The sequence below is a fragment of the Bradyrhizobium sp. genome (genome assembly GCF_030646015.1).
In the GTDB taxonomy this organism is placed as follows: domain Bacteria; phylum Pseudomonadota; class Alphaproteobacteria; order Rhizobiales; family Xanthobacteraceae; genus Bradyrhizobium.
Genome location: NZ_JAUSLT010000202.1, coordinates 1 through 26,615, shown reverse-complemented (window position 1 = coordinate 26,615; position 26,615 = coordinate 1). Strand labels below are relative to the sequence as shown.

General features: G+C 63.4%; 39 protein-coding genes and 2 tRNA genes. 21 read left to right on the top strand and 20 right to left on the bottom strand.

Annotated elements, in window-relative coordinates:
* Positions 1 to 338, top strand: a 338-nt coding sequence (locus tag Q7T45_RS28745; RefSeq protein ID WP_304875553.1) for an SDR family oxidoreductase, incomplete at its 5' end; no start/stop codon positions are given.
* An 18-nt stretch (positions 339 to 356) separates the two neighbouring features.
* Here Q7T45_RS28745 and Q7T45_RS28740 read toward each other — a convergent pair.
* Positions 357 to 1,589 (bottom strand): lytic murein transglycosylase, encoded by a 1,233-nt coding sequence (locus Q7T45_RS28740; protein WP_304875552.1) that lies wholly within the window; start codon positions 1,587 to 1,589, stop codon positions 357 to 359.
* Positions 1,590 to 1,645: 56 nt separating this feature from the next.
* Positions 1,646 to 2,128: a MarR family winged helix-turn-helix transcriptional regulator gene (locus Q7T45_RS28735; protein WP_304875551.1), complete on the bottom strand. Its 483-nt coding sequence runs from the start codon at positions 2,126 to 2,128 to the stop codon at positions 1,646 to 1,648.
* 158 nt (positions 2,129 to 2,286) lie between these two features.
* Here Q7T45_RS28735 and Q7T45_RS28730 point away from each other — a divergent pair, with 158 nt between their 5' ends.
* Positions 2,287 to 2,766, top strand: coding sequence for a carboxymuconolactone decarboxylase family protein (locus Q7T45_RS28730; RefSeq protein WP_304875550.1), 480 nt, complete (start codon positions 2,287 to 2,289; stop codon positions 2,764 to 2,766).
* Between the two features lie 17 nt (positions 2,767 to 2,783).
* Here Q7T45_RS28730 and Q7T45_RS28725 read toward each other — a convergent pair whose 3' ends face one another.
* Positions 2,784 to 4,337: a M23 family peptidase gene (locus Q7T45_RS28725; protein WP_370691381.1), complete on the bottom strand. Its 1,554-nt coding sequence runs from the start codon at positions 4,335 to 4,337 to the stop codon at positions 2,784 to 2,786.
* A gap of 109 nt (positions 4,338 to 4,446) precedes the next feature.
* On the bottom strand, positions 4,447 to 5,013 hold the full coding sequence (gene efp / locus Q7T45_RS28720; RefSeq protein WP_304875549.1) for an elongation factor P: 567 nt from the start codon (positions 5,011 to 5,013) through the stop codon (positions 4,447 to 4,449).
* 138 nt (positions 5,014 to 5,151) lie between these two features.
* On the opposite strand from efp, the gene epmA reads away from it, so the two are divergent.
* The 4 genes from epmA to Q7T45_RS28700 are packed head-to-tail and all read left to right on the top strand — an operon-like array spanning position 5,152 to position 7,801.
* Positions 5,152 to 6,204, top strand: a complete 1,053-nt coding sequence (gene epmA, locus Q7T45_RS28715) for an EF-P lysine aminoacylase EpmA (protein WP_304875548.1) — start codon at positions 5,152 to 5,154, stop codon at positions 6,202 to 6,204.
* Positions 6,201 to 7,313: a lysine-2,3-aminomutase-like protein gene (locus tag Q7T45_RS28710; RefSeq protein WP_304875546.1), complete on the top strand. Its 1,113-nt coding sequence runs from the start codon at positions 6,201 to 6,203 to the stop codon at positions 7,311 to 7,313. The genes epmA and Q7T45_RS28710 overlap by 4 nt, the downstream gene beginning before the upstream one ends.
* 4 nt (positions 7,314 to 7,317) lie before the next feature.
* Positions 7,318 to 7,533, top strand: coding sequence for a hypothetical protein (locus Q7T45_RS28705; RefSeq protein WP_304875545.1), 216 nt, complete (start codon positions 7,318 to 7,320; stop codon positions 7,531 to 7,533).
* Positions 7,534 to 7,549: 16 nt separating this feature from the next.
* The gene (locus Q7T45_RS28700; protein WP_304875544.1) at positions 7,550 to 7,801 is read left to right on the top strand and encodes a hypothetical protein; all 252 of its coding nucleotides are present in this window, start codon (positions 7,550 to 7,552) and stop codon (positions 7,799 to 7,801) included.
* A 59-nt stretch (positions 7,802 to 7,860) separates the two neighbouring features.
* Here Q7T45_RS28700 and Q7T45_RS28695 read toward each other — a convergent pair whose 3' ends face one another.
* The 4 genes from Q7T45_RS28695 to Q7T45_RS28680 all read right to left on the bottom strand — a co-directional run bounded on the left by Q7T45_RS28695 (position 7,861) and on the right by Q7T45_RS28680 (position 11,543).
* The gene (locus tag Q7T45_RS28695) at positions 7,861 to 8,946 is read right to left on the bottom strand and encodes a 3-deoxy-7-phosphoheptulonate synthase (RefSeq protein WP_304875543.1); all 1,086 of its coding nucleotides are present in this window, start codon (positions 8,944 to 8,946) and stop codon (positions 7,861 to 7,863) included.
* 255 nt (positions 8,947 to 9,201) lie between these two features.
* Positions 9,202 to 9,774: an HdeD family acid-resistance protein gene (locus tag Q7T45_RS28690; protein ID WP_304875542.1), complete on the bottom strand. Its 573-nt coding sequence runs from the start codon at positions 9,772 to 9,774 to the stop codon at positions 9,202 to 9,204.
* Between the two features lie 133 nt (positions 9,775 to 9,907).
* On the bottom strand, positions 9,908 to 10,945 hold the full coding sequence (locus Q7T45_RS28685) for a PrsW family glutamic-type intramembrane protease (RefSeq protein WP_304875540.1): 1,038 nt from the start codon (positions 10,943 to 10,945) through the stop codon (positions 9,908 to 9,910).
* Positions 10,946 to 11,258: 313 nt separating this feature from the next.
* Complete coding sequence (locus Q7T45_RS28680) at positions 11,259 to 11,543, bottom strand: hypothetical protein (protein WP_304875538.1); 285 nt, start codon at positions 11,541 to 11,543, stop codon at positions 11,259 to 11,261.
* A 287-nt stretch (positions 11,544 to 11,830) separates the two neighbouring features.
* Here Q7T45_RS28680 and Q7T45_RS28675 point away from each other — a divergent pair, with 287 nt between their 5' ends.
* Positions 11,831 to 12,013 (top strand): DUF2061 domain-containing protein, encoded by a 183-nt coding sequence (locus tag Q7T45_RS28675; RefSeq protein WP_304875536.1) that lies wholly within the window; start codon positions 11,831 to 11,833, stop codon positions 12,011 to 12,013.
* A 6-nt stretch (positions 12,014 to 12,019) separates the two neighbouring features.
* On the opposite strand, the gene Q7T45_RS28670 is transcribed toward Q7T45_RS28675, so the two are convergent.
* Positions 12,020 to 13,252 carry a Zn-dependent hydrolase gene (locus Q7T45_RS28670; protein WP_304875535.1) on the bottom strand — a complete coding sequence of 411 codons (1,233 nt, stop codon included), beginning with the start codon at positions 13,250 to 13,252 and terminating at the stop codon, positions 12,020 to 12,022.
* Positions 13,253 to 14,061: 809 nt separating this feature from the next.
* A tRNA-Glu gene (locus Q7T45_RS28665) sits at positions 14,062 to 14,136 on the bottom strand.
* A gap of 296 nt (positions 14,137 to 14,432) precedes the next feature.
* On the opposite strand from Q7T45_RS28665, the gene Q7T45_RS28660 reads away from it, so the two are divergent.
* From Q7T45_RS28660 to Q7T45_RS28650, 3 genes are all read left to right on the top strand, one after another.
* Positions 14,433 to 14,690, top strand: coding sequence for a PilZ domain-containing protein (locus Q7T45_RS28660; protein ID WP_304875534.1), 258 nt, complete (start codon positions 14,433 to 14,435; stop codon positions 14,688 to 14,690).
* Positions 14,691 to 14,721: 31 nt separating this feature from the next.
* A complete protein-coding gene (locus Q7T45_RS28655; RefSeq protein WP_304875533.1) occupies positions 14,722 to 14,967 on the top strand; it encodes a porin in 246 nt (81 codons plus the stop codon).
* A gap of 217 nt (positions 14,968 to 15,184) precedes the next feature.
* Positions 15,185 to 15,337 carry a hypothetical protein gene (locus tag Q7T45_RS28650; protein ID WP_304875555.1) on the top strand — a complete coding sequence of 51 codons (153 nt, stop codon included), beginning with the start codon at positions 15,185 to 15,187 and terminating at the stop codon, positions 15,335 to 15,337.
* 93 nt (positions 15,338 to 15,430) lie between these two features.
* Here Q7T45_RS28650 and Q7T45_RS28645 read toward each other — a convergent pair whose 3' ends face one another.
* Complete coding sequence (locus Q7T45_RS28645; RefSeq protein ID WP_304875532.1) at positions 15,431 to 16,078, bottom strand: glutathione S-transferase family protein; 648 nt, start codon at positions 16,076 to 16,078, stop codon at positions 15,431 to 15,433.
* 124 nt (positions 16,079 to 16,202) lie between these two features.
* Between Q7T45_RS28645 and Q7T45_RS28640 the strand changes: the two genes are divergently transcribed.
* The gene (locus Q7T45_RS28640; protein ID WP_304875531.1) at positions 16,203 to 16,853 is read left to right on the top strand and encodes an HAD hydrolase-like protein; all 651 of its coding nucleotides are present in this window, start codon (positions 16,203 to 16,205) and stop codon (positions 16,851 to 16,853) included.
* Positions 16,854 to 16,857: 4 nt separating this feature from the next.
* On the opposite strand, the gene Q7T45_RS28635 is transcribed toward Q7T45_RS28640, so the two are convergent.
* Both Q7T45_RS28635 and Q7T45_RS28630 read right to left on the bottom strand, forming a co-directional pair.
* Positions 16,858 to 17,028: a hypothetical protein gene (locus tag Q7T45_RS28635; protein WP_304742250.1), complete on the bottom strand. Its 171-nt coding sequence runs from the start codon at positions 17,026 to 17,028 to the stop codon at positions 16,858 to 16,860.
* 169 nt (positions 17,029 to 17,197) lie between these two features.
* A complete protein-coding gene (locus Q7T45_RS28630; protein ID WP_304875530.1) occupies positions 17,198 to 17,650 on the bottom strand; it encodes a VOC family protein in 453 nt (150 codons plus the stop codon).
* A gap of 276 nt (positions 17,651 to 17,926) precedes the next feature.
* Here Q7T45_RS28630 and Q7T45_RS28625 point away from each other — a divergent pair, with 276 nt between their 5' ends.
* A complete protein-coding gene (locus tag Q7T45_RS28625; protein WP_304875529.1) occupies positions 17,927 to 18,136 on the top strand; it encodes a hypothetical protein in 210 nt (69 codons plus the stop codon).
* Positions 18,137 to 18,242: 106 nt separating this feature from the next.
* On the opposite strand, the gene Q7T45_RS28620 is transcribed toward Q7T45_RS28625, so the two are convergent.
* From Q7T45_RS28620 to Q7T45_RS28610, 3 genes are read right to left on the bottom strand one after another with little or no spacing between them, the layout of a single operon-like run.
* Positions 18,243 to 18,428 carry a hypothetical protein gene (locus Q7T45_RS28620; RefSeq protein ID WP_304875528.1) on the bottom strand — a complete coding sequence of 62 codons (186 nt, stop codon included), beginning with the start codon at positions 18,426 to 18,428 and terminating at the stop codon, positions 18,243 to 18,245.
* Positions 18,429 to 18,434: 6 nt separating this feature from the next.
* Positions 18,435 to 18,737 carry a hypothetical protein gene (locus tag Q7T45_RS28615; protein ID WP_304875527.1) on the bottom strand — a complete coding sequence of 101 codons (303 nt, stop codon included), beginning with the start codon at positions 18,735 to 18,737 and terminating at the stop codon, positions 18,435 to 18,437.
* Complete coding sequence (locus tag Q7T45_RS28610) at positions 18,722 to 18,907, bottom strand: hypothetical protein (protein WP_304875525.1); 186 nt, start codon at positions 18,905 to 18,907, stop codon at positions 18,722 to 18,724. The genes Q7T45_RS28615 and Q7T45_RS28610 overlap by 16 nt, the downstream gene beginning before the upstream one ends.
* A 95-nt stretch (positions 18,908 to 19,002) precedes the next feature.
* Between Q7T45_RS28610 and Q7T45_RS28605 the strand changes: the two genes are divergently transcribed.
* A complete protein-coding gene (locus Q7T45_RS28605; RefSeq protein WP_304875524.1) occupies positions 19,003 to 19,155 on the top strand; it encodes a hypothetical protein in 153 nt (50 codons plus the stop codon).
* A gap of 60 nt (positions 19,156 to 19,215) precedes the next feature.
* On the opposite strand, the gene Q7T45_RS28600 is transcribed toward Q7T45_RS28605, so the two are convergent.
* Together Q7T45_RS28600 and Q7T45_RS28595 are read right to left on the bottom strand one after the other, a co-directional pair.
* Complete coding sequence (locus Q7T45_RS28600) at positions 19,216 to 19,395, bottom strand: hypothetical protein (RefSeq protein WP_304875523.1); 180 nt, start codon at positions 19,393 to 19,395, stop codon at positions 19,216 to 19,218.
* Positions 19,396 to 19,533: 138 nt separating this feature from the next.
* On the bottom strand, positions 19,534 to 19,806 hold the full coding sequence (locus Q7T45_RS28595) for a hypothetical protein (protein ID WP_304875522.1): 273 nt from the start codon (positions 19,804 to 19,806) through the stop codon (positions 19,534 to 19,536).
* 325 nt (positions 19,807 to 20,131) lie between these two features.
* On the opposite strand from Q7T45_RS28595, the gene Q7T45_RS28590 reads away from it, so the two are divergent.
* The gene (locus tag Q7T45_RS28590) at positions 20,132 to 20,323 is read left to right on the top strand and encodes a hypothetical protein (protein ID WP_304875521.1); all 192 of its coding nucleotides are present in this window, start codon (positions 20,132 to 20,134) and stop codon (positions 20,321 to 20,323) included.
* A gap of 358 nt (positions 20,324 to 20,681) precedes the next feature.
* Here Q7T45_RS28590 and Q7T45_RS28585 read toward each other — a convergent pair whose 3' ends face one another.
* Positions 20,682 to 20,879 (bottom strand): hypothetical protein, encoded by a 198-nt coding sequence (locus Q7T45_RS28585; protein WP_304875520.1) that lies wholly within the window; start codon positions 20,877 to 20,879, stop codon positions 20,682 to 20,684.
* Between the two features lie 184 nt (positions 20,880 to 21,063).
* Between Q7T45_RS28585 and Q7T45_RS28580 the strand changes: the two genes are divergently transcribed.
* The 5 genes from Q7T45_RS28580 to Q7T45_RS28560 all read left to right on the top strand — a co-directional run bounded on the left by Q7T45_RS28580 (position 21,064) and on the right by Q7T45_RS28560 (position 23,831).
* Positions 21,064 to 21,333 carry a hypothetical protein gene (locus Q7T45_RS28580; protein ID WP_304875519.1) on the top strand — a complete coding sequence of 90 codons (270 nt, stop codon included), beginning with the start codon at positions 21,064 to 21,066 and terminating at the stop codon, positions 21,331 to 21,333.
* A gap of 103 nt (positions 21,334 to 21,436) precedes the next feature.
* Positions 21,437 to 22,198 (top strand): Sir2 family NAD-dependent protein deacetylase, encoded by a 762-nt coding sequence (locus Q7T45_RS28575; protein WP_304875518.1) that lies wholly within the window; start codon positions 21,437 to 21,439, stop codon positions 22,196 to 22,198.
* A gap of 198 nt (positions 22,199 to 22,396) precedes the next feature.
* Positions 22,397 to 23,062 (top strand): cold-shock protein, encoded by a 666-nt coding sequence (locus Q7T45_RS28570; RefSeq protein WP_304875517.1) that lies wholly within the window; start codon positions 22,397 to 22,399, stop codon positions 23,060 to 23,062.
* 192 nt (positions 23,063 to 23,254) lie between these two features.
* Complete coding sequence (locus Q7T45_RS28565; RefSeq protein ID WP_370691382.1) at positions 23,255 to 23,689, top strand: DUF192 domain-containing protein; 435 nt, start codon at positions 23,255 to 23,257, stop codon at positions 23,687 to 23,689.
* Between the two features lie 65 nt (positions 23,690 to 23,754).
* Positions 23,755 to 23,831, top strand: a tRNA-Pro gene (locus tag Q7T45_RS28560).
* 70 nt (positions 23,832 to 23,901) lie between these two features.
* Here the strand turns inward: Q7T45_RS28560 and Q7T45_RS28555 are convergent.
* The gene (locus Q7T45_RS28555) at positions 23,902 to 24,558 is read right to left on the bottom strand and encodes a glutathione S-transferase (protein ID WP_304875512.1); all 657 of its coding nucleotides are present in this window, start codon (positions 24,556 to 24,558) and stop codon (positions 23,902 to 23,904) included.
* A gap of 120 nt (positions 24,559 to 24,678) precedes the next feature.
* Here Q7T45_RS28555 and Q7T45_RS28550 point away from each other — a divergent pair, with 120 nt between their 5' ends.
* Together Q7T45_RS28550 and Q7T45_RS28545 are read left to right on the top strand one after the other, a co-directional pair.
* The gene (locus tag Q7T45_RS28550) at positions 24,679 to 25,242 is read left to right on the top strand and encodes a TetR/AcrR family transcriptional regulator (protein ID WP_304875509.1); all 564 of its coding nucleotides are present in this window, start codon (positions 24,679 to 24,681) and stop codon (positions 25,240 to 25,242) included.
* A gap of 141 nt (positions 25,243 to 25,383) precedes the next feature.
* The coding region (locus Q7T45_RS28545; RefSeq protein ID WP_304875508.1) for an ABC transporter substrate-binding protein at positions 25,384 to 26,615 on the top strand (1,232 nt) is incomplete at its 3' end.

Sequence of the window (26,615 nt, the reverse complement as noted above, 5' to 3'; positions counted from 1 at the left end):
GCGCGACCAAGGGCGGCGTGCGGCTGTTCGCCAAGGCGATCGCGATGGAGTGCGCGTCGTTCGGCGACGGCATCCGGGTCAACTCGGTGCATCCCGGCATTATCGACACGCCGATCTGGGGCAAGATTCCGACGGAAGCATCGGGCAGCGGGCAAAATGCCCCGATCGATGCGGAAGAACGCGCGAGACTGGCGGCGCCGCTCGGCCGCGTCGGCCATGCCGCCGAAATCGCCAGCGGCGTGTTGTATCTGGCGTCCGATGCCTCGCGCTATGTCACCGGGACGGAGCTCGTGATTGACGGCGGCATGAACGCGGGCGGCGCTGTAAGGCAGGGGTAGGAAGCGCCGCGGCTGCCATTACGGTCCCTGCCGCAACCGCGACAGCACCTTCAGCCCGCCATAACCGTCCGCCGGCAGCAGCCCCATTTTGGTCTGATAGTCCTTCACCGCCTTCATGGTGTCGTTGCCGACGCGGCCATCGGTGCCGCCGGTGTCGAAGCCCGCTTTCGTCAGGCGCGTCTGCATCTCCTGCACTTCGGCGAGCGTCATCACGCGCTCGGAGCCAGGGAACGGCTGGATGAAGGGCGGACCACCCAGAATGCGGTCGCCGAGATGGCAGATCGCCAGCGCGTAGTTCATTGAGGGGTTGTAGCTGCGCACCGCGTAGAAATTCGGACCCAACAGGAACGCCGGGCCGCCGGCGACCGGCACCCACAGCTGCGCCGATGCGTTCGGCTGCGGGAATGGCTGGCCATCGGCGCGCGTCACCCCGGCGCTGGCCCATGCCGCATAGGTGCGGTTGCCGCCAGCCGATGCGCCGGATGCCCGTACCTCATAGCCCCAATGTTCGCCGCGGCGATATTTGCCGCGATTGAGCAGATAGCGCGCGCTGGAGCCCAGCGCGTCGTCGGGTTTTCCGAATGGCGACACTTTGCCGTCGCGGTCGTAGTCGGTTCCGACATTGAGCCAGACTTCCGGCATCCATTGGGTATGCCCCATCGCGCCGGCCCAGGAGCCGCGCATCTCCTCCGGCGTGCCCCAGCCGCGGTCGACGATCTTCAGCGCGTTGATCAGCTCGGTTTCCCAATAGGCGCGGCGGCGCGGCTCGTTCCAGGCCAAGGCTGCCAGCGAGGGAAATATCGGGCGCATATGGTTCTGCTGCACCAGGGGATCGCCATAGGCGGACTCGACGCCCCATAGGGCCAAGAGCGTGCCGCGCTCGACGCCAAAATCCTGTTCGATCCGGGTGAACAGCGCCTCGTTCCTGCGCAGGGCTTCCTTGCCGGCGGTGATGCGCCAGTCCGAGGCACGGCGGTTGACGTATTGCCAGATCTGCTCGTGAAACTCGGGCTGCTTCGCCATCTGCTTGAACACGGACATGTCGGGCTCGATGCGGCCCATCACGCGGGTGTAGGTCGCGTCCGAAACGCCCTTTGCCAGTGCGCGGGCGCGAAAACCGTCGCGCCATTGATCGAAGCCGGGTGGGGCCGCGAACGCTGTGAGCGGATGCGCGAGCAGGGCGCCGGCGCCGAGGGTCGATCGCAGCAGTGCGCGGCGGGTCGGGGTGATCAGAGAATCAGAATGTTTCATCGGGGCAGTCTACCGGCCAGGGAGGCGGCGCGGCAGAGGTCAATGCGCCGCTGGAACTAGCGATCCTGCTGCAGGTCTGCGGCAATTTTGGACAGCCAGCGCCGCACCGTGGCCTGCGCCTTGCCGCCGAGCCCGGCGACCAGCCGCCGCTCCAGTGCCTGGACCGGACGGCGACATTGGTCGAGCAGGGCGTTGCCGCGGCGGGTCAGCGTCCATTGCAGCACCCGGCCATGCACGGGGTGCGGCGTCTTGCGGATGGCGCCGTCGCGTTCCAGGTTGCGCATGATGACGCCGACGGTCTGCGGAGTCAGCAGCGCCACCCGGGCGAGGTCCGCGCCCGACAGGCCCGGATAGGCCCGCAGCATGGTCAGGACAGCGAATTGCGGCGGGGTGACGCCGAGATCGGCCAGCCGCCGTTCCAGCGTCAGCCGGGTCGCGGCCTGGGCCTGCCGCAGCAGATAGGCGAGGTGGCCTTGTTCGCCGCGCTTGCCCTTGCCCGGTGGCGGCGGGCGGACGCCGGCGAGATCAGGAGCCGGCATGGATTTTTGCCGGCGCGGGGCCGATTTTGACGCGGCACCCGATTTTCGTCGTTTCGGCGCCTTTCGAACCGGGCGCGATTTTGCCGGCGTTCTGATCTTGCGCATAATATAAGGGCTCTTATAATAAATCAGAGCACTTATAACATTAGGTATTGAAGATGTCACATGCCCGCAGCGAATACGCTGACTTCAAGGCGCTGGCGCCGGATGTCTTTGACGCGGTGCTCGCGCTCGGCCAGTTCGCCGCCAAGTCCGGACTCGACCAGCAGCTGCTCGAGCTGATCAAGCTGCGCGCTTCGCAGATCAACGGCTGCGCCTTCTGCGTGCAGTATCACATCCTGCAGGGCGAGAAGCTCGGACTGTCGGCCGACAAGCTCAACCTCGTCGTGGTGTGGCGCGAGGCACCGCTGTTTTCGGCGCGCGAACGCGCGGCTTTGGCATGGACCGAAGCGCTGACATTGCTGGCCGGCGGCGTGAGCGATGAAATCTACGCGCAGGTGAGTGCGGAGTTTTCCGAGAAGGAGCTGACTTACCTGACGTCCGCGATCGCGTCGATCAATGTCTGGAACAGGTTCGGCGCCAGCTATCGCTGGACCCCGCCGCTGCGGCCATCGGCGCCGAAGGCCGCGGCGTCATAACCATCAGTTCTCGGCGATCAGTTCTCGCTGCCTTCCTTGGCGTCGATGTGGGGAAGCACATCATCCGGCAAGGCATGCGCCACGGCTGACGCCGAGGGCGCCTGGGGCCCGGTCTCGCGTCCGCGCCCGCGGATCAGGCGTTCATAGGCCGAGATCAGGGTGACGTAGGGATTGACCCAGAGCCAGCCGTCGTGCGTGAACACCTGCACGTCGAAATGCAAATGGCGGCTGGTGCCGTTGGGACGGTCGAGGTAATTCGAGACCACGCCGAATTTTTCGCCTTCCGCGACGAGGCGTCCGTTGAGGACGCCGTCGGCATCGAGGCTCACCGGGTTCATGTGCATGTAGCGGAACCGGATATGTTCGGTGCGGCTGTTGACCTGCAGGGTTACCGCCTGCTGCTTCGGTGAGCGGATCACGATGCTGTCGCGAACCGCGACCACTCCCTGCTGCCTGGGATCGCATTTGTCGCTGCCTTCGCCGACACCCGCACATTCACCGGCGCGGATATCCTGCCCCTGGTGGCCAAAGCCGCCGGCGCATTGGCCGACGCCGAAACTGCGGGCCTCGCAAAAATTATCCTGCCAGGGGTAGCCGGAATTGCCGCCAGCCGGCTCCTCGCTCTTCTCGCGCGCCCTGCGCTTCATGAAGGATTGTGAATGGGCAAAAGCCGGGGCCTTCTCCAGCGGAAAGCGGATTTGCGAATAGGCGGTGAAGTCGGCGCGTCCGCCCTGCTTGCGAAAGCCGGTGTTGGCGATGATGTCGCCGGCCGGGCGATAGCTGAAATCAGGCGAGCGTTGCAACGGCCGTTCGGCGACTCCGGAAGGCATGTCCATGCGGGGCCGCGAGGGCAGGCCGCCGGCGACGCGCAGCGCTTTCAGGAAACGTTCGGCGACCGGGTAGGCCTCGCGGCAGGCCAGCCGCCGCGGCCGCGGCGTCGAGTCGAGGCACTGGATCGACACCACATAGGGAACGCCGAAGCGCGTGAAGGCATAGCGCACATAGCCTTCCCGGATGAAACGGCGCAGGTCGGGGAATTCCGCCATCAGCGCCTTGACCGGCTCGCCCTTGCCGCCGAGGGGATCGCTGATGTCGTAGATCAGGCTCGAGCCGGTGATCTGCACTTCGACCGGCCTTGCAAAGGTTCGCTGCGGCATGCCATCGCCCGCGCCGGGTTCGAGCGAGAACACCGCGTCGTAGCCGGCGGGGCCGGCGTCGAACAGGTCGGCGGGCCGGAAGTCCGCCTGAAAGCGCGCCAGGGATACGCTGGCCGGCGCGCCGCCCAGCCGGGCCTCGAGAAACGCCGCGGTGTCGAACGGCAGCAGCACCGGCACCCGGCTTCGCCCGATACCGGTGAAGATGGACGACGTCACCGCGTTCAACTGCAGCAGTGCCGGCATGGTGCGCGGATCGTAGGCCGGCAGCCGCCGCTGGCCGGAAAAGGTGAAGGTGGATGCGACCGCCGGCCGGCTGTTGATCTCGGTTCTCAGCTGGTCGAGGGCCGCACGCCATTCGATGCGCACGGCCGAAACCGCCGGCGTCCGGAACTCATCGGCGACGGCAACAGCCATGCCGGCCGGGAGCAAAACGAAAGATGCCAGCCAACGCGTGACGAACCGGACAGCCTTCGTAGCCAATGCCTCGCCCCCCGGCGCCAGTATTGAGCCGCCTGATCCCCGCCTAATCCTTGGCGCGTTCGACGTAGGATCCGTCCTCGGTCATGACCACAATGCGGGTTCCGACGCCGATATGCGGCGGCACGTTGGTGCGCAAGCCGTTGGAAAGGATGGCAGGCTTGTAGGAAGACGAGGCGGTCTGGCCCTTGGTGACCGGTTCGGTTTCCACGACTTCCAGCGTCGCGCGCTGCGGCATCTGGATCGCCACCGGGATGGTGCCGTGCAGCGAAAGCTTGACGGTCATGTTTTCCTGCAGGAAGGCCTTGGCGGTGCCGATCACGTCCTTGGGCACCTGAACCTGATCGTAATTGTCGTTATTCATGAAGTGGAAGCCGTCGGCATCTTCATAGAGGTAATTGAAGTTCTGGTCCTCGATGGTCGCCTTCTCCACCTGATCCGTGGTCTTGTAGCGCTCGGAAACCTTCACCCCGTCGCTGATTCGGCGCATTTCGATCTGGCTGACCGGAGTTCCCTTGCCGGGATGGATGTTCTCGGCGGTAAGAACCACGTAAAGCTTGCCGTCTTGCTCGATGACGTTGCCCTTGCGAATAGAACTGGCGATGACTTTCAAGGCTGTTTTTCCTGATATTCTGGCCCCGGCCCGATCCGGACAAGGGCGTCCCGGGGCCGTTGAGGCGGTTTCGGGCTGCAACATACTGATTTTGCCGCTTGATGCCAGCAGTTTGCGGCCGGATGAGGCGGTCCGCTGATGGCCGAAACCGACCGGATTTCGCCCTGGTGGAGGACGGCGCGCCACGCCGATGTCAGGCCTTTTTTAACCGCGCGGAGCGCGATCACAAGGGCCGTGCGCGGCTGGTTCGATGAGCAGGGGTTTACCGAGGTCGAAACCGGGATTTTGCAGGTTTCGCCTGGCAATGAGACCCATCTGCATGCGCCCCGCACCGACCTCACCCGCGCCGACGGCCAACGCGTCAGCCGCTATCTGCGGACCTCGCCGGAATTCGCCTGCAAGAAATTGCTGGCGGCCGGAGAGAGCAGGATTTTCGAATTGGCGCGGGTATTCCGGGACCGCGAGCGCGGCGACCTGCATCTGCCGGAATTCACCATGCTGGAATGGTACCGCGCCGAAGCCGGCTATGACGCCGTCATGGCCGACAGCATCGTCATCATTGCGCATGCGGCGCAGGCCACCGGCATCGGTCAGTTTTCGTTTCGCGGCAAGATGGCCGATCCCTTCGCCGAACCGGAGCTGCTGACGGTCGCGGCGGCATTCGAGCGCTTTGCCGGCATCGATCTGCTCGCCACCATCGCGGATGGTCGCGGCGACCGCGCCGCGTTGGCGGCCACGGCAAACGCGCGGGTGCGGATATCGGATGACGACACCTGGTCCGACATCTTCAGCAAGGTACTGGTCGAGCATGTCGAGCCGAGGCTGGGGCAGGGGCGCTTGACCGTGCTGTTCGAATACCCGGCGCCGGAGGCGGCGCTGGCACGGACCAAACCGTCCGATCCGCGGGTCGCCGAGCGCTTTGAGATTTATGCCTGCGGCGTCGAACTCGCCAATGGTTTTGGCGAGTTGACCGACGCGCCCGAACAGCGCCATCGTTTCACCGAAGCGATGGACGAAAAGCAGCGGCGTTACGGCGAGCGCTATCCGCTGGATGAGGATTTCCTTGCCGCGGTCGGGCAGATGCCGCAGGCCAGCGGCGTCGCGCTCGGTTTCGACCGGCTGGTGATGCTGGCGAGCGGCGCCTTGCGGATTGATCAGGTGGTGTGGACGCCACCGGCAGGTGAGGCATGAACAGGATCAATTTCAAGGACAGGATCAATTTCAAACCGGCCGCGACCTTGCGCGAGCCCACGGAACTGGTCGACCGGGGCCTTGTCCCGGTCGAGGATCTCGCCGATCTGGAAAAGGTAGCGGCTCGCTACGCGGTGGCGGTGACACCTGATATCGCCGCCTTGATCGACCCCGACGATCCCCTTGATCCGATCGCGCGGCAGTACATTCCACGTGCCGAGGAACTGGTCGCGCAGGCGAACGAGAGCGCCGATCCGATCGGCGATCACGCGCATTCGCCGGTGTCGGGCATCGTGCATCGCTACCCCGACCGGGTGCTGTTCAAGCTCGTTCACGTCTGCGCGGTGTATTGCCGCTTCTGTTTTCGCCGCGAAATGGTCGGGCCGGGCAAGGCGAGCGCGCTCTCGCAGGGTGCCTACGACAATGCGCTGGCCTATATCCGCGCGCATTCCGAAATCTGGGAAGTGATCCTGACCGGCGGCGATCCCCTGATGTTGTCGCCGCGGCGGCTCGCCGAAATCATGGCGGATCTGGCGGCGATCCATCACGTCAAGATTATCCGCATTCACACCAGGGTGCCGGTCGCCGAACCCCAGCGCATCAGCGAGGAGATGATCGCGGCGCTGAAGGTCAAGGGAGCCGCGACCTGGGTTGCGCTGCATGCCAACCATCCGCGCGAACTGACCGCCAAGGCGCGCGCCGCCTGCGCCGGGATCGTCGATGCCGGCATTCCCATGGTCAGCCAGAGCGTGTTGCTGCGCGGCGTCAATGACGACGCCGCGACGCTGGAAGCGCTGATGCGGGCCTTCGTCGAATGCCGGATAAAGCCCTATTACCTGCACCACGGCGACCTAGCACCCGGCACGGCGCATCTGCGCACCACGCTCGAGCAAGGGCAGCAATTGATGCGAACTTTAAGGGGACGGGTGTCAGGCCTGTGCCAACCGGACTACGTGCTGGATATTCCCGGTGGCCACGGCAAATCGCCGGTGGGCCCGAGCTACTTGTCGCAGGCAAACTCCGCATCGGAAGATGAACCGGGCACCGAAACGCGCTATCGTGTGGTCGACTATTGCGGCGACGTTCATCTCTATCCTCCGAAGCCGTGATCCAATGACGACCGATGGAGAGAAGGCGGGGCCGGAGCCGCCGGAAGAAGGGGGCAACCGCAATGTCGAGAACGCGGTGCTGCTCGGGTTTCTCGCCGTGCTGGTGGGAGCGGGAGTTTGGCTGCTCAGCACCATGGCGGATGTGCGAAAGGTCCAGGACTGTGCTGCCCAGGGACGCCGTAATTGTGCAACGATCGAAGTCCCTGAACGGGTACGATAGAAACAGGAGAAGCAAGATGCGAAAGTTGATCACGACCACGGCGCTGCTGATCCTGATCGGCAGTCCGGCGGCGATCGCACAGACCGGAACTGGCGGCGGATCATCCACCGCGACGAAAAATCCGCCGCGGGAAGCTCCGGTCGGCCATCGCCAGCCGCGCGCCGGCGACGTGCCATCGGAGAAGAACCTGAACGATCCGAACGATTTGCTCAGCAAGGAAAACGCCATCCTCGACCGCAAGATCAAGGGCATCTGCCGCGGCTGCTAGACCGCGGACAGAGCAGGTAGCCGGGCGCGGACAGGGCGCCCCGCTGACGAATCAATTGCCTATGCCGACAGCTCCCGGAGTTGGTGGCGCCGCGCTTCCCGTCTCGCCGTAACGGCGTCGGCCAGCAGGTTCAACGCCGGCACCGTGGTCTGCCAGTCGATGCAGCCGTCGGTAATGCTCTGCCCATAGGTCAGTGCCGCGCCCGGCAGCACATCCTGGCGGCCCGCGACCAGATTGCTCTCGATCATGACGCCGACGATGCGCTGATCGCCGTCGGAGACCTGCCCCGCGATATCGGCAACAACCAGTGGCTGGTTCTCCGGCTTCTTGCTGCTGTTGGCGTGACTGGCATCGATCATGATCTGCGGTGCCACGCCGGCGCGCGCGAGTTCGGCCGAGGCGGAAGCGACGCTGGCCCGGTCGTAATTCGGCCGGCTGCCGCCGCGCAGAATGATATGGCAGTCCTCATTGCCGGAGGTCGCCGCGATCGCCGAGCGTCCACGCTTGGTGACCGCCATGAAATGGTGCGGATGCGACGCCGACTTCACCGCGTCCGCGGCGATGCGCACATTGCCGTCGGTGCCGTTCTTGAAGCCGACCGGACAGGACAATCCGGAAGCGAGTTCGCGATGGATCTGGCTTTCGGTGGTACGCGCGCCGATCGCCGCCCACGCCACCAGATCGGCGATGTATTGCGGCGTCGCCACGTCGAGGAATTCCGTTCCCGCCGGCAGGCCGAGGTTGTTCACGGCGGACAGAACGTTACGGGCGAGGCGCAGGCCCTTGTTGATGTCGAAGCTGCCATCGAGGTCCGGATCGTTGATCAATCCCTTCCACCCCACGGTGGTGCGCGGCTTCTCGAAATAAACGCGCATCACGATTTCCAGCCGATCGGACAACCGGTCGCGCAAGGCGGCGAGGCGGGTGGCGTACTCCACGGCGGCGACGGGATCGTGCACCGAACAGGGACCGACGACGACCAGAAGGCGGTCGTCGGTACCGTTCAGGATGGTGTGGATGGCGTTACGCGACGCCGTCACCACGCGTGTCGCGGTCAGGGTGCGCGGGATCTCGCGCATGACCTCTTGCGGCGTACTCAGCTCTTTTATTTCGTCGATTCGAAGATCGTCTGTGGTGCTCAACACGGCTATGTCTCCTGTTTTGAGGGACCTGCCGGCATAAAAAAAGCCGCCAGATCGGGCGGCGGCTGTTCGGACTTCTTGCTGCAATTCTTCAGATTGAGCGTGTTCCTCCCACCGCCAGCGAGCTGTCGAAGCTAAAATACCAATAGTTGCTGGTGGCGACGGTGATCATGGGCGGTCTCATAGCGCATGCATGGCGTCTTGTCATCCCCAAAACACCGAACCGCGAGCAATGGCCCGGCCTGGATCCGTCCCTGATCAGCTCTTGCGCGCGGCGAGCGCCATCCCGATCAGCGAAGCGCCGCCAAACAACAGGTTGATGCCGACCAGAAGTCCGATCGCCCACTCCGCCGAGCCCGGCAAGCCCATGATGATCATGGCCGATATCAGGATGTCCAACGCACCGGCGAACGCCATCCAGCTCCAGCGTTCCGACAATTCGCGGCGGTGCTGCAGCGCGTACATGATGGTGGCGACGCCTTCGGCGAGGAAATAGGCACCGACCACGATGGTGAGGGTAAGGATGCCCTGCACCGGCTTCGCCAGCAGGATGATGCCGGCACCTACCGCCAGCGCCGCCGAAATCAGCGACCACCAGAAGCCCGGCATCTGCCGGGCCCAAAATGTCAGCGCGAGGCCGGCGACGCCGGAGATTACAAACATCCAACCGAGGAAAATGGTGACCGCAAGGCTCGCCAGCGGCGGCACGATGATCGCCGCCAATCCCAGGATCGCCAGCAGGATCCCTTCGACCAGAAAGGCCTTCCAATGCGCGCGGACCGCAGCGCCCATTTCGGACTGCAGCTTGGTGATATCCTGGGGAAGGGTCATTGAGAGTCTCCCTTTGCCTGCACGCCGAGGCGACTTCAGCAATATAGCTTGCGGCGGTGACAGTGGGACAGATTTGTTGATGACGTCGCTTGCGCGAGATCAAGGTCGGCCGCCAATCCGGCTCAACCCCGGCTCAACCCTGGCTCGGCACGGACGAAAACCCCTCGGCGGACTCGCGCATGCGATTGCGGCCGAGAATATAGATCGCGCTGGTCGCTACCAGCAGCGCGGCGCCGATCAGGATGGCGATGAGGCCGATCGGGACCAGGACCAGCGCGGGGTTGCGGTCGGGATTGACGAACCATTGATGAATCGACGTCAGCACGAAGGCGAGGCCGGCGAAGCCGGCGCCGCCGCCGAGCACCAGCAGCGCCCACATTTGGCGCAACTGGCTGAGCCGCTCGCGCGCGACCTCGGTCCGCGGCGCGTGATGACGGCCGACCCGCCACACCAACCGCATCGCAAGGCCGATGGTGCCGAAGCCGATCAGCAGGCTGGTGGCGCCCAGAACAAGTCGGGTCGACGATGCCAGGTTCGGATTTTGCTGCAGCGTCAGCAGCGGGAAATCGAATGCGGCATGCAGCGTCAGCGGTGCCAGCAGTACCAGTGTCCAACTGGAGATCCGCGCCCAGTCACGGTTGTGCCGGTGCGCGCCGAGCGCCGTGCCGGATCGCGCGATGGCGATATAGGCGCCGGCGATGATGCCGAGCGCGCCATGGAACGGTACGGTGAGGACGCTGCGCAACGCGGCGAGCGACCGCCAGATCTCCTGGTGCTGCACGAGGTAGGCGAGATTTTCGTAGGCGGCGAAGCCGAGGCCGGCGGCGGCGCCATAGACCACGGGGTCCATCGGGTCCGAGCCCGGCCGGCGCCGCGTCGAGACCGCGACGATGACGAGAATCTTGACGATCTCCTCGGGCGCCGCGATCCCGAGGATCGAATGCAGCGCCTGCGCGAGCCCAGGGTGCTCCGGAACCGCGAACAGCAACGTCAGCGGCTTCCGCACCAGGCCGAGCAGCGAAATGCTGGCGGCGCCGAGCAGAAAAGCGGTCCAGACCCTGGCGGGCGGGCCGGGCCGCTCGCCGGCGGCGATCACAAGCCACAGGATCAGCAGCGCCGGCGCGATCGCGGCGGTGCCGATGACGGTGGGGAGGGCTTGGAGCAGGAGCATTTATGAAGCGGGAGCCGGTGTGATGAGGATCAGCGGATGGAGCTTCTTCGAGATTCCGGAGGTTGTGAGATCCGAGCTCTATGCTCCTTGTCACAATCGTGGCGGATTTGTCACTGGCCGTGCCAAAATATGGCTGGGTTGTGGTGCGGTGTTGCGTCGCAGCGACCCCCACTAATTGGTCCGGGTGCTGTGTGCCGCAGCCACCCGATGACAGCGGGTTGACGCGCTGTATTTATGAAATCTCAGAGCCGCCGCGCGGCTTAATCGGTCGTCGTTTTTTTATGGACTACGCCAGTTCCAAAGGTGCTGCCGCTCAGCAGCCGCGGCAGATGTTCTTCAGCCGCGCGTTCATCAGGGCGTCTTCGGCGCTGATCGTATCGACATATTTGCCGTCGTTGGTCTTCGACGCCGGGAGCTTGGCCGGGGTCGCGGCGAGGGGTCTTGCCATCGCCGGCTTGTCGGCGGCGGCGCGCGGGGCGGCCTTGTCGTAGCAGGCCAGCCGCACGGTGGCATCGGCGATCAATTTGCAATCACCGCTCTGCGCGAGGGCGGCCTGGGATAGCGCGCAAATCGCGGCGACGAAGGCAATAAGCTTCATTTGTCTACCTTTTCGGCCAGGGGGCCGGCCATGATGGCCGGCGCACCCCGGCGGGCCGCGATTATTGAGTCAAATCAGGTCGTTTCGGATATGCCATAGCGCGTTGAAGACGCGCATGAACGCGCTGATGGCAAATGCACGTATTCGCGCGCGGTGTCCATTGGTGATTTTCCCTGCGAGCGAAGCCGGCGGGCCGAAATCGCCGGCGTGATTGGGTCGGCATCGTCAAGCAGCGAGGCGCATTCGTGGGTCTATTCAGCGGAAAAGAGACCCATACGAGGTCGGTATTGAAAGCGGTCAGCTGGCGGATCCTGGGAACGCTCGATACGTTCGTCATCAGCTGGTACCTGACCGGCAAGGTGGCGCTGGCGGGCTCCATTGCCGCCCTCGAATTCCTGACCAAGATCGCCTGGTACTACGCCCATGAGCGCGTCTGGGCATCCATCGCATGGGGCCGCGGCACACACTGATCGGGCTCATCCCGCCAGCAGGCGGCGGCAGGCGTCGACGAAGACCTCGGCGCCGGTGACGATGTCGGCGTCCGCGGTGTTCTCGGTCCAGTGATGGCTGACGCCGCCGATCGAAGGCACGAACAGCATGCCCGCGGGCATGATGGTGGCGAGCACCTGGGCGTCGTGACCGGCGCCGGAGGGCATGCGGATCGATCGGCCGCCAGCACAGGCCGCGCTGGCCGCTTCGATGGCCTGCTGGAAGGCTGCATTCATCAAAGCGGGGGAACCGGTACGAAGCCGCTCCACGGTGACCGTGCAGCGGCCTTGCGCGCTGGCCTCAGCGGCCATGTCGCGCAGCAGAGTCTCCAGGCGATCGATCACACCGGGGTCATCGTCGCGCATCTGGAACAGCATTTCCGCAGCCCCTGGAATGATGCTGGGCGCGCCGGGATCGAGCACGATGCGGCCGGTGGTCCAGACCGTGCGCGGTCCGCATGACGCCGGGAACCGGTCGTCGATGCCGACGCAGAACCTCGCCAGCGCCAGGCCGGCATCCCTGCGAACGTCCATCCTTGTGGTGCCGGCGTGGTTCTGTTCGCCGGTAAACGTGATCCGGTATTGCCAGATCCCGACGATGGAGGTGACGATTCCGATCGCGAGGCCGCCGCTTTCGAGCGTCTGGCCCTGTTCGATATGCGCCTCGAGATAACCGATATGGCGGCCGCGTTCAGCCGTGGCGCGGGGCCGGCCGGCAAGTCCCACTTCGCGCAGAGCATCCCGCATGGTGCGGCCGCTGCTGCGGTCGCGTGCGGCATCGATGTCGGCCTCGGTGAGGGCACCGACATAGGACCTGGAGCCGAGGAACGAGCCGAAATGCCCTTCCTCGTCGCACCAGGCCGCGACTTCGACGGATCCATTGATGCCCGGATCGGCATTGATGATGCGGGCGGCTTCGAGCGCGTAGACGACGCCGAGCGGCCCGTCGAGCCAGCCGGCGTAATTCTGGCTTTCGAGATGCGAGCCGGCCAGCAGTTTCGGACCGGATTTAGGGCTGCTGCCGAGCACGTTGCCGATGCCGTCGATCCCGGCGATCAGCCCGGCCGCGGGAAGCTGCTGCGCCAGCCATTGCAGCGAGCGCATATGCGGCTCGGAGAAAGTCGGCTTGTGCACCCCGGTCTTGTACGCGCCGATGTCACGCAGTGCATTGAGATCGGCAAGGACCCGGGATCCGTCCACGTGCGGGCGATGGTCAGGCAATGGCTGGGCCTTCTTGTCCGGTGAGGAATGCTGCAAGGAGGAGCATCGCAAAATTGAGTGGCACGGGCAAATTCGGCTTCGTTTTTCAAACGACGTGCGTTCGCATTGACGCGGCGCGATGCGCCCGAGCTTTGCGTCGATTGCCGCCCTCTCCAATCAGAGGGCGCAGGGAAAGCCGGATGCACGCTGCACCCGCGGTCTCGTGTGCAATGGGAGTGGTAGAAGCGCACACGAGCATACAGGTCCAGCGGAGGCAATCCGACTTTCCCTGCGCGGTGGTTTACGGCTTATACGTGGTCTCCTCGGCGAGCTATGCACTTTGCCACCGTCGCCCGCGCGCGTGAGCGCGAACTTGACACCAGCCTGAGGGTGTCGGAACCCCACGACTTCGCCGTCCGCTTCAGACGCCCTCGTCAGGAGCGCCATCCGCGTCCGCCGCTTCCCCGCCCCGCGCCGGTACGTTGCGCAACGCCCCCCTGAGTGGGACAGGATGGCCAATCATATAGCCTGATTTCGATTTCCGAAAAACAGAAATATTTTTTTCGCGAGGGGCTTGACATGATTTCGGATAAGCCGAAGTTATTTGCCCGTCGGGGTAGATTTGTCGAATCTATTCAATAAACCTGGTTTTTCGCGCGGGCTCGTCACGATGGGTTTCGCGAGGGCTCAATATCCTGCGAAGTGAATCAAGGATCGATGCACACGTTTGGGTATTGGGGACCGCTGACGCGGTCCGCCGGAGCAAGCGTTCCAGGAAGTGGGTCAATCAGGGGTAAATTGTCGGCCGATTTCAAAGGCCCAAACGGCGATGGCGCTCCCTAGCGGAATCGAACCGCTCTCTCCACCGTGAAAGGGTGGCGTCCTAACCGATAGACGAAGGGAGCGAAGGCGTCGCTGCGACCGGGCTGGTCGCAAGGCTGCCGTTTCGCTGTAGATATCGTACAAAAAGCTTCAGCAAATCAAGGCTTTAAGGGGGCGATGGTGCCGGAGCGCAACCCGGATCGCAGCGACGCGATCGAGGCAGCGGGCGAACGTATAGTGGCGTTTGCCCGGTCGGGCAAGCCACCGGCAAAAGCGTTTTTGCGGCGGGCTCGGCGGCCGCGAATCCCGGGATTTTTGCGCTTCGCGCAACGGTTTCTAAAGCCTGGCCGGGTAGGGATATCGCTTCAGGAGACTCGAGATGGCCGCAGCCGCCAAGAAGCGGGAAGTCCGCAAATCCGTCCACCAGCCCGGGTGGATCACGCTCGAGGGCGGCTTTGCCGCCCGCCCATGCGTGGTGCAGGATTTGTCCTCGACCGGCGCCAAGGTCACGGTCGATGATCCCAACGCGCTGCCGGGCAAACTGCGGCTGGCGTTTTCGCGCGACGCGCGGACCGGGCGGAGCTGCGAAGTGGTCTGGCGCCGCGGCAAGACCGTCGGCGTCAAATTCGTCCGCTAGCGCCGGCTGCCCGCCGGCGATAGAAGGCGGGATGCGAAACGTCCTTCTGCTGATCGCCATCACGGCGCTGCTGCCGGCCTCGCCGGCAACTGCCGAGCAATTCGGGCTGCAAAAATCCGACAAATCCATCTCTGCCGGCCGGCAACATCCGGTGAAGGGGGCTCGCGCCGACCATTTCTGCGCGGCGTATGGTGCCGGCTTCGTCAGGGTTGACGGCACGCAGACCTGTGTGAAGATCGGCGGCGCCGTCAGCATCGGGGTCGGCGGCAGCCGCTAAACCAGCACTGGCTGTGTGAGATCCGTTAAGTCGCTGGCTGCCCATGCTTCGAGACGCTCGCGTCGCTCGCTCCTCAGCATGAGGTTTGTTATGTTGCGGCAAATTCAACCTCATCCTGAGGAGGCCACGAAGTGGCCGTCTCGAAGGATGGGCTGCAATACCGGTCTGAGATTCCAGATACCAGGGCGGAGCCCGGTCAACAACGACGAGGCCTGATTTGCAGCTCGAAATCATCGTCCCCGTGCTGATGGGCTGCGCGCTGCTGTGGTGGGTCGGCGGCGGCATGAGCTGGACCACGCGCCTCGTGGTGACGGCGGTGACGCTGGTCGTGATCGTCCTCGTCGTGCTGTTCGAGCGGTCGGGTTTCTAGCTGCTTGTCGTCATTGCGAGCGTAGCGAAGCAATCAATTCTTTCTATACGCAGTTAGATGGATTGCTTCGCTACGCTCGCAATGACGGTCGCCCTACGACATTGGCACCGCGACGAACTCGGCAAATCCGGGCCGGGCGGCAAACTGCGCGAACCAGCGCTCCAGATGCGGCAGCCTGGGTTTTGTCACGCCCTCGACCCCGAACCAGCGCCGCGCATAGGCGCCGAGCGCGATGTCGGCGATGGTGAAATCGTCGCCTTCGATGAAGCGCCGGGTCGCCAGCTGCGCCTCGACGATCCGCCATTGCGTGGCCTCGGCGTCGGCGTCCTTCTGGATCGCGATCATGTCGCGTTTTTCGACCGGCGTGCGCACCAGCGCCCAGAACACCGGGCGATCGACCGGCTGCAGCGTCGACAGCGTCCAGTCCAGCCAGCGGTCGACGCCGGCGCGTACCTTCGGCGCCTGCGGATAGATCGTCGATCCCTCACCATAGGCGAGGTTGAGATAGCGCATGATCGAATTGGATTCCCAGAGCACGTAATCGCCATCCACCAGGGTCGGCACCCGGCCGTTGGGGTTCATCGCGAGATATTCGGGCTTGTCGTTCTGGCCGAACGCCATGCCGGCATCGATGCGCTGGTAGGGGAGATCGAGTTCGCGCAGGCACCACAGCACTTTTTGCACATTGACCGAATTGGCCCGGCCCCAGATCGTTAGCTGGCCCTGATTTTTGTTTGGCACGCGTTGGCTCTCCCCTTGATCGGCTTTTGCCGTTGATAGCGGAAACCAGCGAAAAATGCGCGCGCGCCCGAAGCGGGCCAACCCGGCAAAAAAGCGCTGCTATGGATGCTATAAGGCTCGCATCATGCCCAGATACAAGCTCGCCATATTCGACCTCGATGGCACCCTGTCGGACAGCCTGCCGTGGTTTCGGCAGGTGGTGAATTCCTTTGCCGACAAGCATCGCTTCAGGCGCATCGAGGATGGCGACGTCGAGATGCTGCGCGGCAAATCATCCCGCGAGATCATCGCCCATCTCGAAGTGCCGTTCTGGCGAATGCCGCTGATCGCGGCGGACATGCGCCGGCTGAAGAGCCAGAACATCGACAGCATCCCGCTGTTCGCCGGCGTCGGATCGATGCTGCAGGAGCTTTCCCAAGCCGGCGTCATCATCGCCATGGTCAGCTCCGACTCCGAAAGCAATGTCAGGCGGGCGCTGGGCGACCATGCGGCGTTGATTGCGCAGTTTGCCTGCGGCGCCTCGATGTTCGGCAAGGCCGCCAAGTTCAGGGCGGTCCTGAAGCGAACGGACATCGCCGCGGCTGACGCCATCGCCATCGGCGATGAGATCCGGGACGGCGAGGCGGCGCGGCAGGCCGGGATCGATTTCGGGGCGGTGTCGTGGGGCTATGCCAGGCCGGAGGCGCTCGGGCGGCTGTCGCCGGCGCTGGTGTTCGACAGCGTGACGGATATTTTGGGAATTGTTGAGCCCGCCCGCGTCACACGCCGGGGCTGATAGATCAGGCCGAGGCCTGTTCGCCGGGGGCTTCGCGGGCCGCCATCAACTCGGCGTAGCGGCTGTATTCGCCGGCCATTTCCAGGAGCCGCTCACGAACCTCTGCACTGGTCACCTGACGGGCCAGGCGCTTGGCCTGGTCGGCCTGGAATTGGTAGTGCTGGGCCTGGCTCATGGGATCCCCTCGAATCTCAGTAAAGTCTGAGGCCAAAAGGTTCACCGACCGTGAACACTTGGACGTGACTGACCCGGTACGGGTCAGCTTTGGATGCGCCGAGAGGAAACGGCGCATCCGCTGAAATCATCAGCCCGGTAGTCGTACGTGGCGTGACGCAGGCCCGGGCCTACCAGTGGCCGGTGTTCGGCATCGACAGCCAGGGCTCGGCCGGCGGCTTGGGGTCGCCCTTCTGCAACAGCTCGATCGAATGCAAATCGGGCGAGCGCACGAACGCCATGTTGCCGTCGCGCGGCGGCCGGTTGATGGTGACGCCCATCTTCATCAGGCGATCGCAGGTGGCGTAGATGTCGTCGACCTCATAGGCGAGGTGGCCGAAATAACGGTCCTCGCCGTATTTCTCCTCGTCCCAATTATAGGTGAGCTCGACCAGCGGCGCGCCACGCGTCTTCGGGGTATTTTTCAGCAGCGCCTCGTCCTCGGCGGCGCACAGGAACACCAGCGTGAACTTTGCCTTGTCGTTATCGATGCGGCGAACCTCCTTCAGCCCCAGCGCATCCTGATAAAACTTCATCGCGGCATCGAGATTGCGCACGCGCAGCATGGTGTGGAGGTAACGCATGGTTTCCTGCTCCCTTGGATGGAAGAGACTGTTTTGGTCCGGGGGTTCAATAGCAGCAAAATGCACGAAAGGGCAGGCATTGCCGGGGGATTGCGGGCGCCGGACTTGCGCGTGGGCAATTTGTTCTGCCGTCAGCGTCGGAATCACCCGGCCTTAATCACAAGTTTTGAGGCTCCGGGCCGCTTGACCTGAAGCCTGTTAGGGCTGATGAGGCGGGGGAGCTTTTAAGTAAGCTCGCGCCATACGGTGAGCCGCGAGCACCCTGCAAGGAACAAGATGGCTGTTGAGAAATCCAAGGACGCCACGCCAAAAAAGCCGGCACCTGAAGTGAAGGCGGAAACCGTCGTGAAGGCCGAAACCGCCACGAGCGATAGCAAGCCGGACGCCGCACCGAAGAGGCAAGGCATGGGCGAGGGTCAGAAGCCGGTATCCAAGGCCTACAAGGATAACTGGAACGATATCTTTGGAAAAAAGAAGAAGCGGTAAAGCCCGGCGACAGCTTCGCTTTGGCCAAGCAATCTCGTTCTACAGTTCTGTCCGCAGTCTTGCGGTCTGAGCGTAAGCGGATGCCGAGATCACGACAGCCCAGCGCCTACTTCGCGTAGCCCTGGGAACGCAGCCAGCCGATGCGGCGTTCGCCGTTCATCCAGTCGTCGGCGTCGGCCTTGCTGGTCAGGCCGGTGATCATGCGCGGCTCGGCGCCCGGATAATCCGCCTGGATGCTCCAGTTGTCTTCGGCGATACGGACGATTTTGAAGGTTACTTTTGGTTTTGCCATGCCGCGTTATGCAGGTTTTTTTTGGAAAAGAGAACTGCCTTGCGAGCTTTCCCCAGCCTTCGCCAATTTGGAGGCAGGGCGCGCCTGGCGGGCCGGCGCGTGCTTTGGGGAGGGCTGGCGTGCCGCGGGCGTACGGGGGAGATCGCCGAACTCGGCGGAATGGTAGGTTCGGCCTTCCGGTGTCGTGATCCGGACATCGTAACAGGCGCGCGCGATGAACTCGCGGGCCTTTTTCAGCGCCGATTCAGGCGTCCGGCGCCTGGCGGTATTGACGCCTCTGATATCGGTACCGCTTACGGTGTAGGGCATTTCAGCTTCTTCTTGTTCTTCTTGATCATGGCGGCCTGAGCGCGGAAGGCCTCGGCCAAAGAGGTCAGCTGGCGCGCCACCACGGGATCGGTCGCGCTCCGGGCAGCCAGCTGCGACGTGGCGGCCTGCTTCTTCAGGCCTTGGTCGTCTTGCTCATGACTCCCCAACACATGGACCCCTTGCGGTGTTCCATCGGCCGACCCGCTCGGTAGTGCTTGAAATTTGTTCTTGTTTTGTTCATAGTGGCGTCACCGAGGAGACCGCAATGGACGCCGGCAAAGAGAGACAGATCATCCGCCTGTGGAATCAGCTGCGCCTGCTCGAGCGGGAAGGCCGCCCCACCGAGGCGCTCCGGCGCCAGATTGAACGGGCGCTGGCCGAACGCGAGTCTCGCGCCGCCCGATCACGTTCGAGGTGAAATCTCCCGCGCCTATCTGCGTGAGCGATGGCTGCGCCGCGAGGCGCAAGGCCGAGCCGCTTACGTCTCGTCTTTCCGCAGTCGCTCCGACGCCGCCGAAGGTTTCGGCTCCAGCTCCGCTATTCGCGCCTCGTATTCCCGGGCGAGATCCAGCAGCCTCTGTTCGGTGAAGGGGTCGGCCTGTTTGGCGAGGCGGCGGCAGCGTTCGGCCTGCTCTTTCAGCGTCGCTAGATCCATCACTCACCAACCCGGCAGGCATTGCAGTTTTATAATACCGATGGACCGCAATGGTTTCCCGCCAAGCCGTTGCCGTTCCGATGCGGGACAGAAAAATGCCCCGGCCGTTCACACCGGCCGGGGGCATTCTCCTGGCAATACTCAGTAAGCGCAGACGTTCACGAGACGCAGGCCGCGCCGGGTCTGGATGTATTTGTAGCAATCGCCACCGATGTAGAAGGCCGAACTGCCGTAGAAGTGGCGCACGCCATGGTGCCCGTGACCCTGATGCCCGCCATGGCCATGACCGTGATGTCCGCCGTGGCCGTGACCGCCATGACCATGACCACCACCACCGCCCGCCGCAGCAGGGGACATGGCGGCAGCACCGAGGGCGATCGCGGTGATGACGGCGAATGAAATCTTGCGAAGCATTGTATTCTCCAGGTGAGGTGCATTGCATCGGCTACGATGCACATGGGACGTTCCCCGGATGCCAATAGTTCAAGGGATTTTCCCGAGCGGCACTTCAGACGTGCGCCAGATCACACAACGCGTTTACGGCGTCGCCCGCATCATCGAGATGCACATTGCGCGGAAAAAAGTTTCATCTTGTTAAGGTCTGTCTGAACGCAAAAACGTGTCCCCTGTTCGTTCTACCGTGAACAAAACGGAATCGAGTCGTGTCAAGAATTGACGGAATCGCGGGGCAATGCATGCTTGCGGGATGTTGGGATGGAAGAATTGCCGGTTCGCCCGCATGAGCAGCGGTCGCTACTGCCTGATACGGGACCTCGGCCTCGTGAAGGGCGGCAAGGGGCTGCGGCACCATGAAGTGCTGGTCGCCTTCAGCGTCCGCGCGGCGCTACAGCGCCTGCGCCGGGTTGATTTCTCGCTCGGGCGGTTCAATCCGGCTGCCAAATTCCCGGCGCGTGAAATCGTCGGCGAGTAACGTTCCGGGCAGAACTGCGTCGGGACGACGTGATGGGGCGACCCCTTCACATGAAAAACCCCGCCAGAATCCGAAGATACTGACGGGGTCTTTCATGCTGTAACCTCTCTGGAGGTTGCCGCACTTGACGAGGTAACCTCCATGCGGCGGTTTCGTTCCGGTCCATGTCATATTTTTTCAACACCAGTCCGACACCGGTTCCGGGCCCTCGGGCGGGCTGGTGGCGAGTCTGCGTCTGTTCCAGCGTCGCTGCGGGGGCGAAAACGGCAAAGCCCGGAGCAATGCCCCGGGCGTCGTCAATCCTGCGACAGGTTCGACTGCGGAACACGGATCGCCGCGCTACGCGGCGACGATCCCGCTACGACCAGAACGGCGGGTCCTCTAACGTGCCGCGGATATGCGGCTCGGATCCGCTGCGGGCATTCTGCAGCGTCGTGACGAAATATTCCTCACGCTCGCGCTCGAATTTTTCCTGCGTGGCTTTGAAACTTGCCACGCGGCTGACGATTTCTTCCCGCTCGCGCGCGGCGTTGTACGGCTGTTCGATCATGCCCATCCCTTTTTGATTCTTGTCCCGCGCCCATTGGCGTCCGCGATTGGGGCGTCAATTGGGACGCCAGGTTGCGGGATTGTGATCGCCCTCGGGCAAAGTCGCGTCGGCGTTCCCGGTGGATAAGACGGGCGCCGCGCTTGTGGCTGCTCCGGCTTCCCGCTAGCCAAAAAGAAACGGGAGGCTGGCCATGGCAAAAATCGATCTGGACGCAATGAGCATCGAGGAAGTCGCCGATCTGCGCGACCTCGCCACCGACAAACTGGCGGAGAAGGTCGCGGCACGGCGCGCCGAACTCGAAGCCGAGCTGGAGAAGCTCGCGCAATACGACAAGCCGGCGCGCAAGTCGCAAGTCGCTGCTCCCGCGGCCAAGCCGAAAAAGAGCCAGGAGAACGGCGCGAACGGCGAGGGCGCCAGGAAGACCGACGAGGTCAAGGAGCCGGTCGCCAAGGCGGCTTAAAATGGCGGCCTGACAAGGCGGCCTGATCCAATCATGCGGTTGACTTAGCAATCCGATCCGCCGTGCTATAATCTGTGCGGCCAGACTTTTCGGATCTCATCCCATGATCGCAACCGATCTTCGCAGCGGCGTGGAACAACTCGGCGACATGATCGCCGAGGCGTCCACCATCGTCCCGTTCACCGGCGCCGGCATTTCAACCGAATGCGGCATTCCCGATTTCCGCTCGCCGGGCGGACTGTGGACCCGCAACCGGCCGATCCCGTTCGATGAATTCGTGGCCAGTCCCGACGCAAGGGACGAGGCATGGCGGCGGCGCTTTGCGATGGAGCCGACCTTCGCCGCCGCGAAACCGGGACGCGGTCATCGCGCGCTCGCCGCGCTCTACAAGGCCGGCAAGATCCCCGCCATCGTCACCCAGAACATCGACAATCTGCATCAGGTCTCCGGCTTCGCCGCCGACCATGTCGTCGAGCTGCACGGCAACACCACCTACGCCCGCTGCATCGGATGTGGGCAGGCGTACGACCTCGCATGGGTCAAACTGCGTTTCGAGGAGACCGGCGGCGCGCCCGACTGCCCCGTATGCGACGCGCCGGTCAAGACCGCGACCATTTCGTTCGGGCAGGCGATGCCGGAAGACGCCATGCGCCGCGCCACCGAGCTCGCACAGCATTGCGACCTGTTCATCGCGATCGGCTCGTCGCTGGTGGTGTGGCCCGCGGCCGGGTTTCCGATGCTGGCCAAAAACTGCGGCGCCCGGCTGGTGATCATCAACAACGAGCCCACGGAACAGGACGACATTGCCGATCTCGTGATCCGCCATGACATCGGGGAGACGCTCGGGCCGTTCGTCGGCAATTGATGGCGGATTGATTCGCGGCCGTGCAAGCTGTTCATAGCTCATGCCAGTTTTGTTTTTTATCTATGCGCCGCACGCGGGAGTGTTATCTTTTGATTCGCAAGATTCGCGTGGCGTCATCATGAATTCTCATCGATGGGCGCGTGTTCCGGCGACGTCGCAGCGGTACGGGGTCGTCGATGATGTGTGGGGTCCGGGGTCATGGGGTCGGACGGATTTGAGTCCAAGAAGCTCGGCGGGCCGCCATCAGGCGGAACCGGATCGGACCGGCTTGGGCCGAGTGAATATGCTGGCAGCGCCGGGCGCGATCCCGCGATCGATGCGCTGACGGGGCTCGGCGAGAGCGCCGCCAACCTGGTCGAAATCTCCGGCGTCATCAAATGGTTCGATGCATCAAAGGGCTACGGTTTCATCGTGCCGGACAATGGCTGGCCGGACGTGCTTCTGCACGTCACCGTGCTTAGGCGCGACGGCTATCAGACCGCCTATGAAGGCGCGCGGATCGTCTGCGAATGCGTGCAGCGGCAGAAGGGCTACCAGGCCTTCCGGGTGGTCTCGATGGACGAATCCACCGCGATCCATCCGGCGCAGATGCTGCCGCCGCGGACCCATGTCAGCGTCACCCCGACCAGCGGGCTGGAGCGGGCACAGGTCAAATGGTTCAACCGGCTGCGCGGCTTCGGCTTCCTGACCTGCGGCGAGGGGACGCCCGACATCTTCGTGCACATGGAAACCCTGCGCCGCTTCGGCATGACCGAGTTGCGCCCCGGCCAGTACGTGCTGGTACGGTTCGGGCCCGGCTCGAAGGGGATGATGGCGGCCGAAATCCAGCCGGAAGCCGGCGCGCCCGGGCTGTCGTCGCACTGATCCTCGCGCCACCTCACGGAAGCGTTAGCCGCGCCAGCGAAAATGCCCATTCGTGCCTTGCCGCAGGTCTGGTATTTGGCGGGATCATTGGGCTAGCATTGCCTGAATCTTCCATGGCTTTCGGTGAGCGTTGCGATGAGTTTTGCTTCAAGTGCTGATCGGCGCCGCGCCCGTGCCCGGTTCTGGATACCGATGGCTGCGGTGCTGGCGCTGTGCGCCTTGACCGGCTTCGCTGCGCAGGCGGCAAGCGTTGAGCCGCTCGAAATTGTCACCAGGAACGGCGTGCATGTCTTCTCGGTCGAGATGGCGACCACCGAGGAGGAGAGACAAACCGGGCTGATGTACCGCAAGGAATTGCCGGACGGGAAGGGGATGCTGTTCGACTTCTCTCCGGAACAGCAGATATCGATGTGGATGAAGAATACCTTCATCCCGCTCGACATGATCTTCATCCGCGCCGACGGCCGGATCCTGCGCATCGCCGAGAATACCGAGCCGCAATCCCTCAAGATCATCTCGTCGGGCGGGCTGGCCAAGGGAGTGCTGGAAGTGATCGCCGGCACCGCGCAGAAATACGGCATCGCGCCCGGCGACCGGGTCGCCCATCCGCTCTTCAAGCCCCGCTGAGATGGCCCGGAAGCCGCCTTGCTGGCCGCGCCTGAAGCGTGTAACGACAGGGCTTCCCAGACAAACGGGGTATAGCGCAGCCTGGTAGCGCGGCAGTTTTGGGTACTGCAGGTCGTTGGTTCGAATCCAGCTGCCCCGACCAAAAAAGTCAGTTGTTTGAGCGTGGACTCACCGGCTGCAGTCATCAAAGCAGCCGTTCACGGACCGCGGTTTCAAACAGACGCCTCGCTCGGTTCTGACATCGTCACCCGGTCCTTTACGCTGGGGCGCTCCTGCATCCTGGCGTACCATTCTTGAAGAGCCTCGCACGCCGCAGGCACCGGCAGCTTGACGAGCCCCGCGAAGATCAAACCGCCGATGACCGTGATGTCGGCCATCGAAAACACCTTACCGGCGACGAACGGCTGTCTTTTCAAAATGGCATCGAAATAGTGCATGCCCTTAAGGGCTTTGTCACGCTGGCGGAATCCCCACTCGGCGTTCTGATAAATCTCGACTTGGGGCCCAAGCCCCGGTGTGGCGTGGTGGAAATAAACACTGATGGCGTCGAGCAGCTCCAGCTCGGCGCGCTTGCTCATCATGTGGATTAGACCCTTTTCGCGGGCTGTCCTGCCGGTGAGTGTGGGAGCGCCATCGAGCGCGTCGAGGTATTCGGTAATGGCCGTGCACTCGGCAATGAAGGTGCCGTCTTCGAGTTCGAGCACTGGCAGGGTGCCTGAGTAGTTTTTGGCGAGAAACTCGGGCTTCTTGTGCTCGCCTTTCCGAAGATTGATCGACACGAACCGGACCCGCGATTGCAGGCTCTTCTCGGCCAAGGCGATACGGACGCGAGCCGGATAAGGGCCGGTGTGCCAATCGTAAATCTTCATCGTCACTTTCCTTCCAGTTATCCTACCTGCTGCATGGTAGGTTGGATCTAGAAGGCGATAACTTGCGCAGTCAAGCCCTATCTGTCACTTGGTAGGTAATGGCGGCTGTGAGACGGTGAAATGAGTTCAAGCTCCAAGGAATCCATCCTGGCGGCCGCCAAACGGACCGCGCAGGCGCATGGCTACAGCGGCTTGAATTTCCGCGATCTCGCGGACCAAGTGGGCATCAAGGCGGCGAGCATCTATCACCATTTCCCGAGCAAGGCCGATCTCGGCGCAGCGGTAGCCAGGCGCTATTGGGAGGACACCGCGGCTCAGCTCGACGCCATGTTGGCCGAAACCTCGAATCCGGTCCGCTGTCTGCGTCGATATCCCGATGTGTTTCGCAGATCGCTCGAGAATGGTAATCGCATGTGCCTCTGCAGCTTCATGGCTGCGGAATATGATGACCTGCCGGAAGCGGTGAAGAAGGAGGTCCAGACCTTTGCCGATGTCAACGTCGCGTGGCTGAGCAAGGTGCTGTCCGCTGCGGCCGTGGTCAATTCCGGGGAGAGCGAACAGCGGGCTCGCGCTATCTTTGCCGCCGTCGCGGGCGCCCAACTCATGGCGAGAAGCCGGTCTGATATTTCGCTCTTCGACGCGTTGATCGATAGCTATCGTGCGGCAGGCCTCCTGCCGGCGTAGACGGTGCCATCTTCCATAGCCGACCCGCGGCGTGCCCAAAAACCCAACGTGCCTGCAAACCTTAAAGCCTTGACTCCCGGGCATGGCGCCTTTCCACTTGGCGTCGGACAGGGCCGCAATGACGCGACTGAGGGGATGACGATGAGCAGGTTTTCGACCGGGGTATTGACGGCGGTGGTTGCCGCCATGATGGCTGTCGCGCCCGCGCAGGCGGACAAGAAGGGCAACTCCATCCGCTTTGCTTACGACCAGGTGGTGGAAAACGTCGATCCGTTCATGAACAATGTCCGCATCGGGGTCATCATCGGCCAGCAGGTGTGGGACACGCTGATCTACCGCGACCCCAAAACCAGCGAATACAAGGGGCAACTTGCGACCGCGTGGAAGTGGACCGACGACAAGACCCTCGAACTGGACCTGCGCAAAGGCGTCAAATTCCACAACGGCGCGGAATTCACCGCCGACGACGTGGTCTACACGCTGAATTTCGTGGTGGGTCCGGACAGCAAGGTCGTCACCCGCCAGAACGTGGCCTGGATCGACCGCGCCGAGAAGATCGATGCCTACAAGGTACGCATCATCTGCAAGGAGCCATTTCCCGCGGCGATCGAATATCTTGCCGGACCCGTCGTGATCCATCCGCATGAATATTACGCCAAGGTCGGTCCGCAGGGGATGAATGAAAAGCCGGTTGGTTCCGGCCCGTACCGCATCACCGAGCACGCGGTCGGCAAGTACGTGCGAATGGAGCGCAATCCGGATTATTTCAAGGACTCGCCAAAACCGCAGCCGAAGATCGAGAAGGTCGAAATCCGCTTCATTCCGGACCGACAGACCCAGGTCGCCGAAATGATGGCCGGCGGCGCCGACATGATCATGAATGTCGCGCTCGATCAGGCAACGCAGATGAAGGCCGTTCCGACCCTTCAGGTCGTCTCCGGCGAGACCATGCGGATAGCGTTCCTGCACCTCGACACCCGTGTCGCGACAACCGCGCCGCAACTGCGCGATCTCAAGGTGCGCCAGGCCATCATGCATGCGATCGATCGCGAAAGCATGGTCAAGCAGATCGTCGGCCAGGGTGCGCGCGTCCTGCACACAGTTTGTTTCCCGCCGCAGTTCGGCTGCCGCGACGAGGGGGCACCCCGCTATTCCTACGATCCGGCGAAGGCCAAGCAGTTGCTCGCCGAAGCCGGCTTCAAGGATGGATTCGACATCGATCTCTATGCCTACCGGGAGCGCAACCAGACCGAGGCGATGATCGGTTACCTGCGCGCCGTCGGCATCAGGGCAAACCTGCGCTTCATGCAATACGCGGCGATGCGCGAGGCCAATCGCGCCGGCAAGGCGGCGATGCTGCACCAGACCTGGGG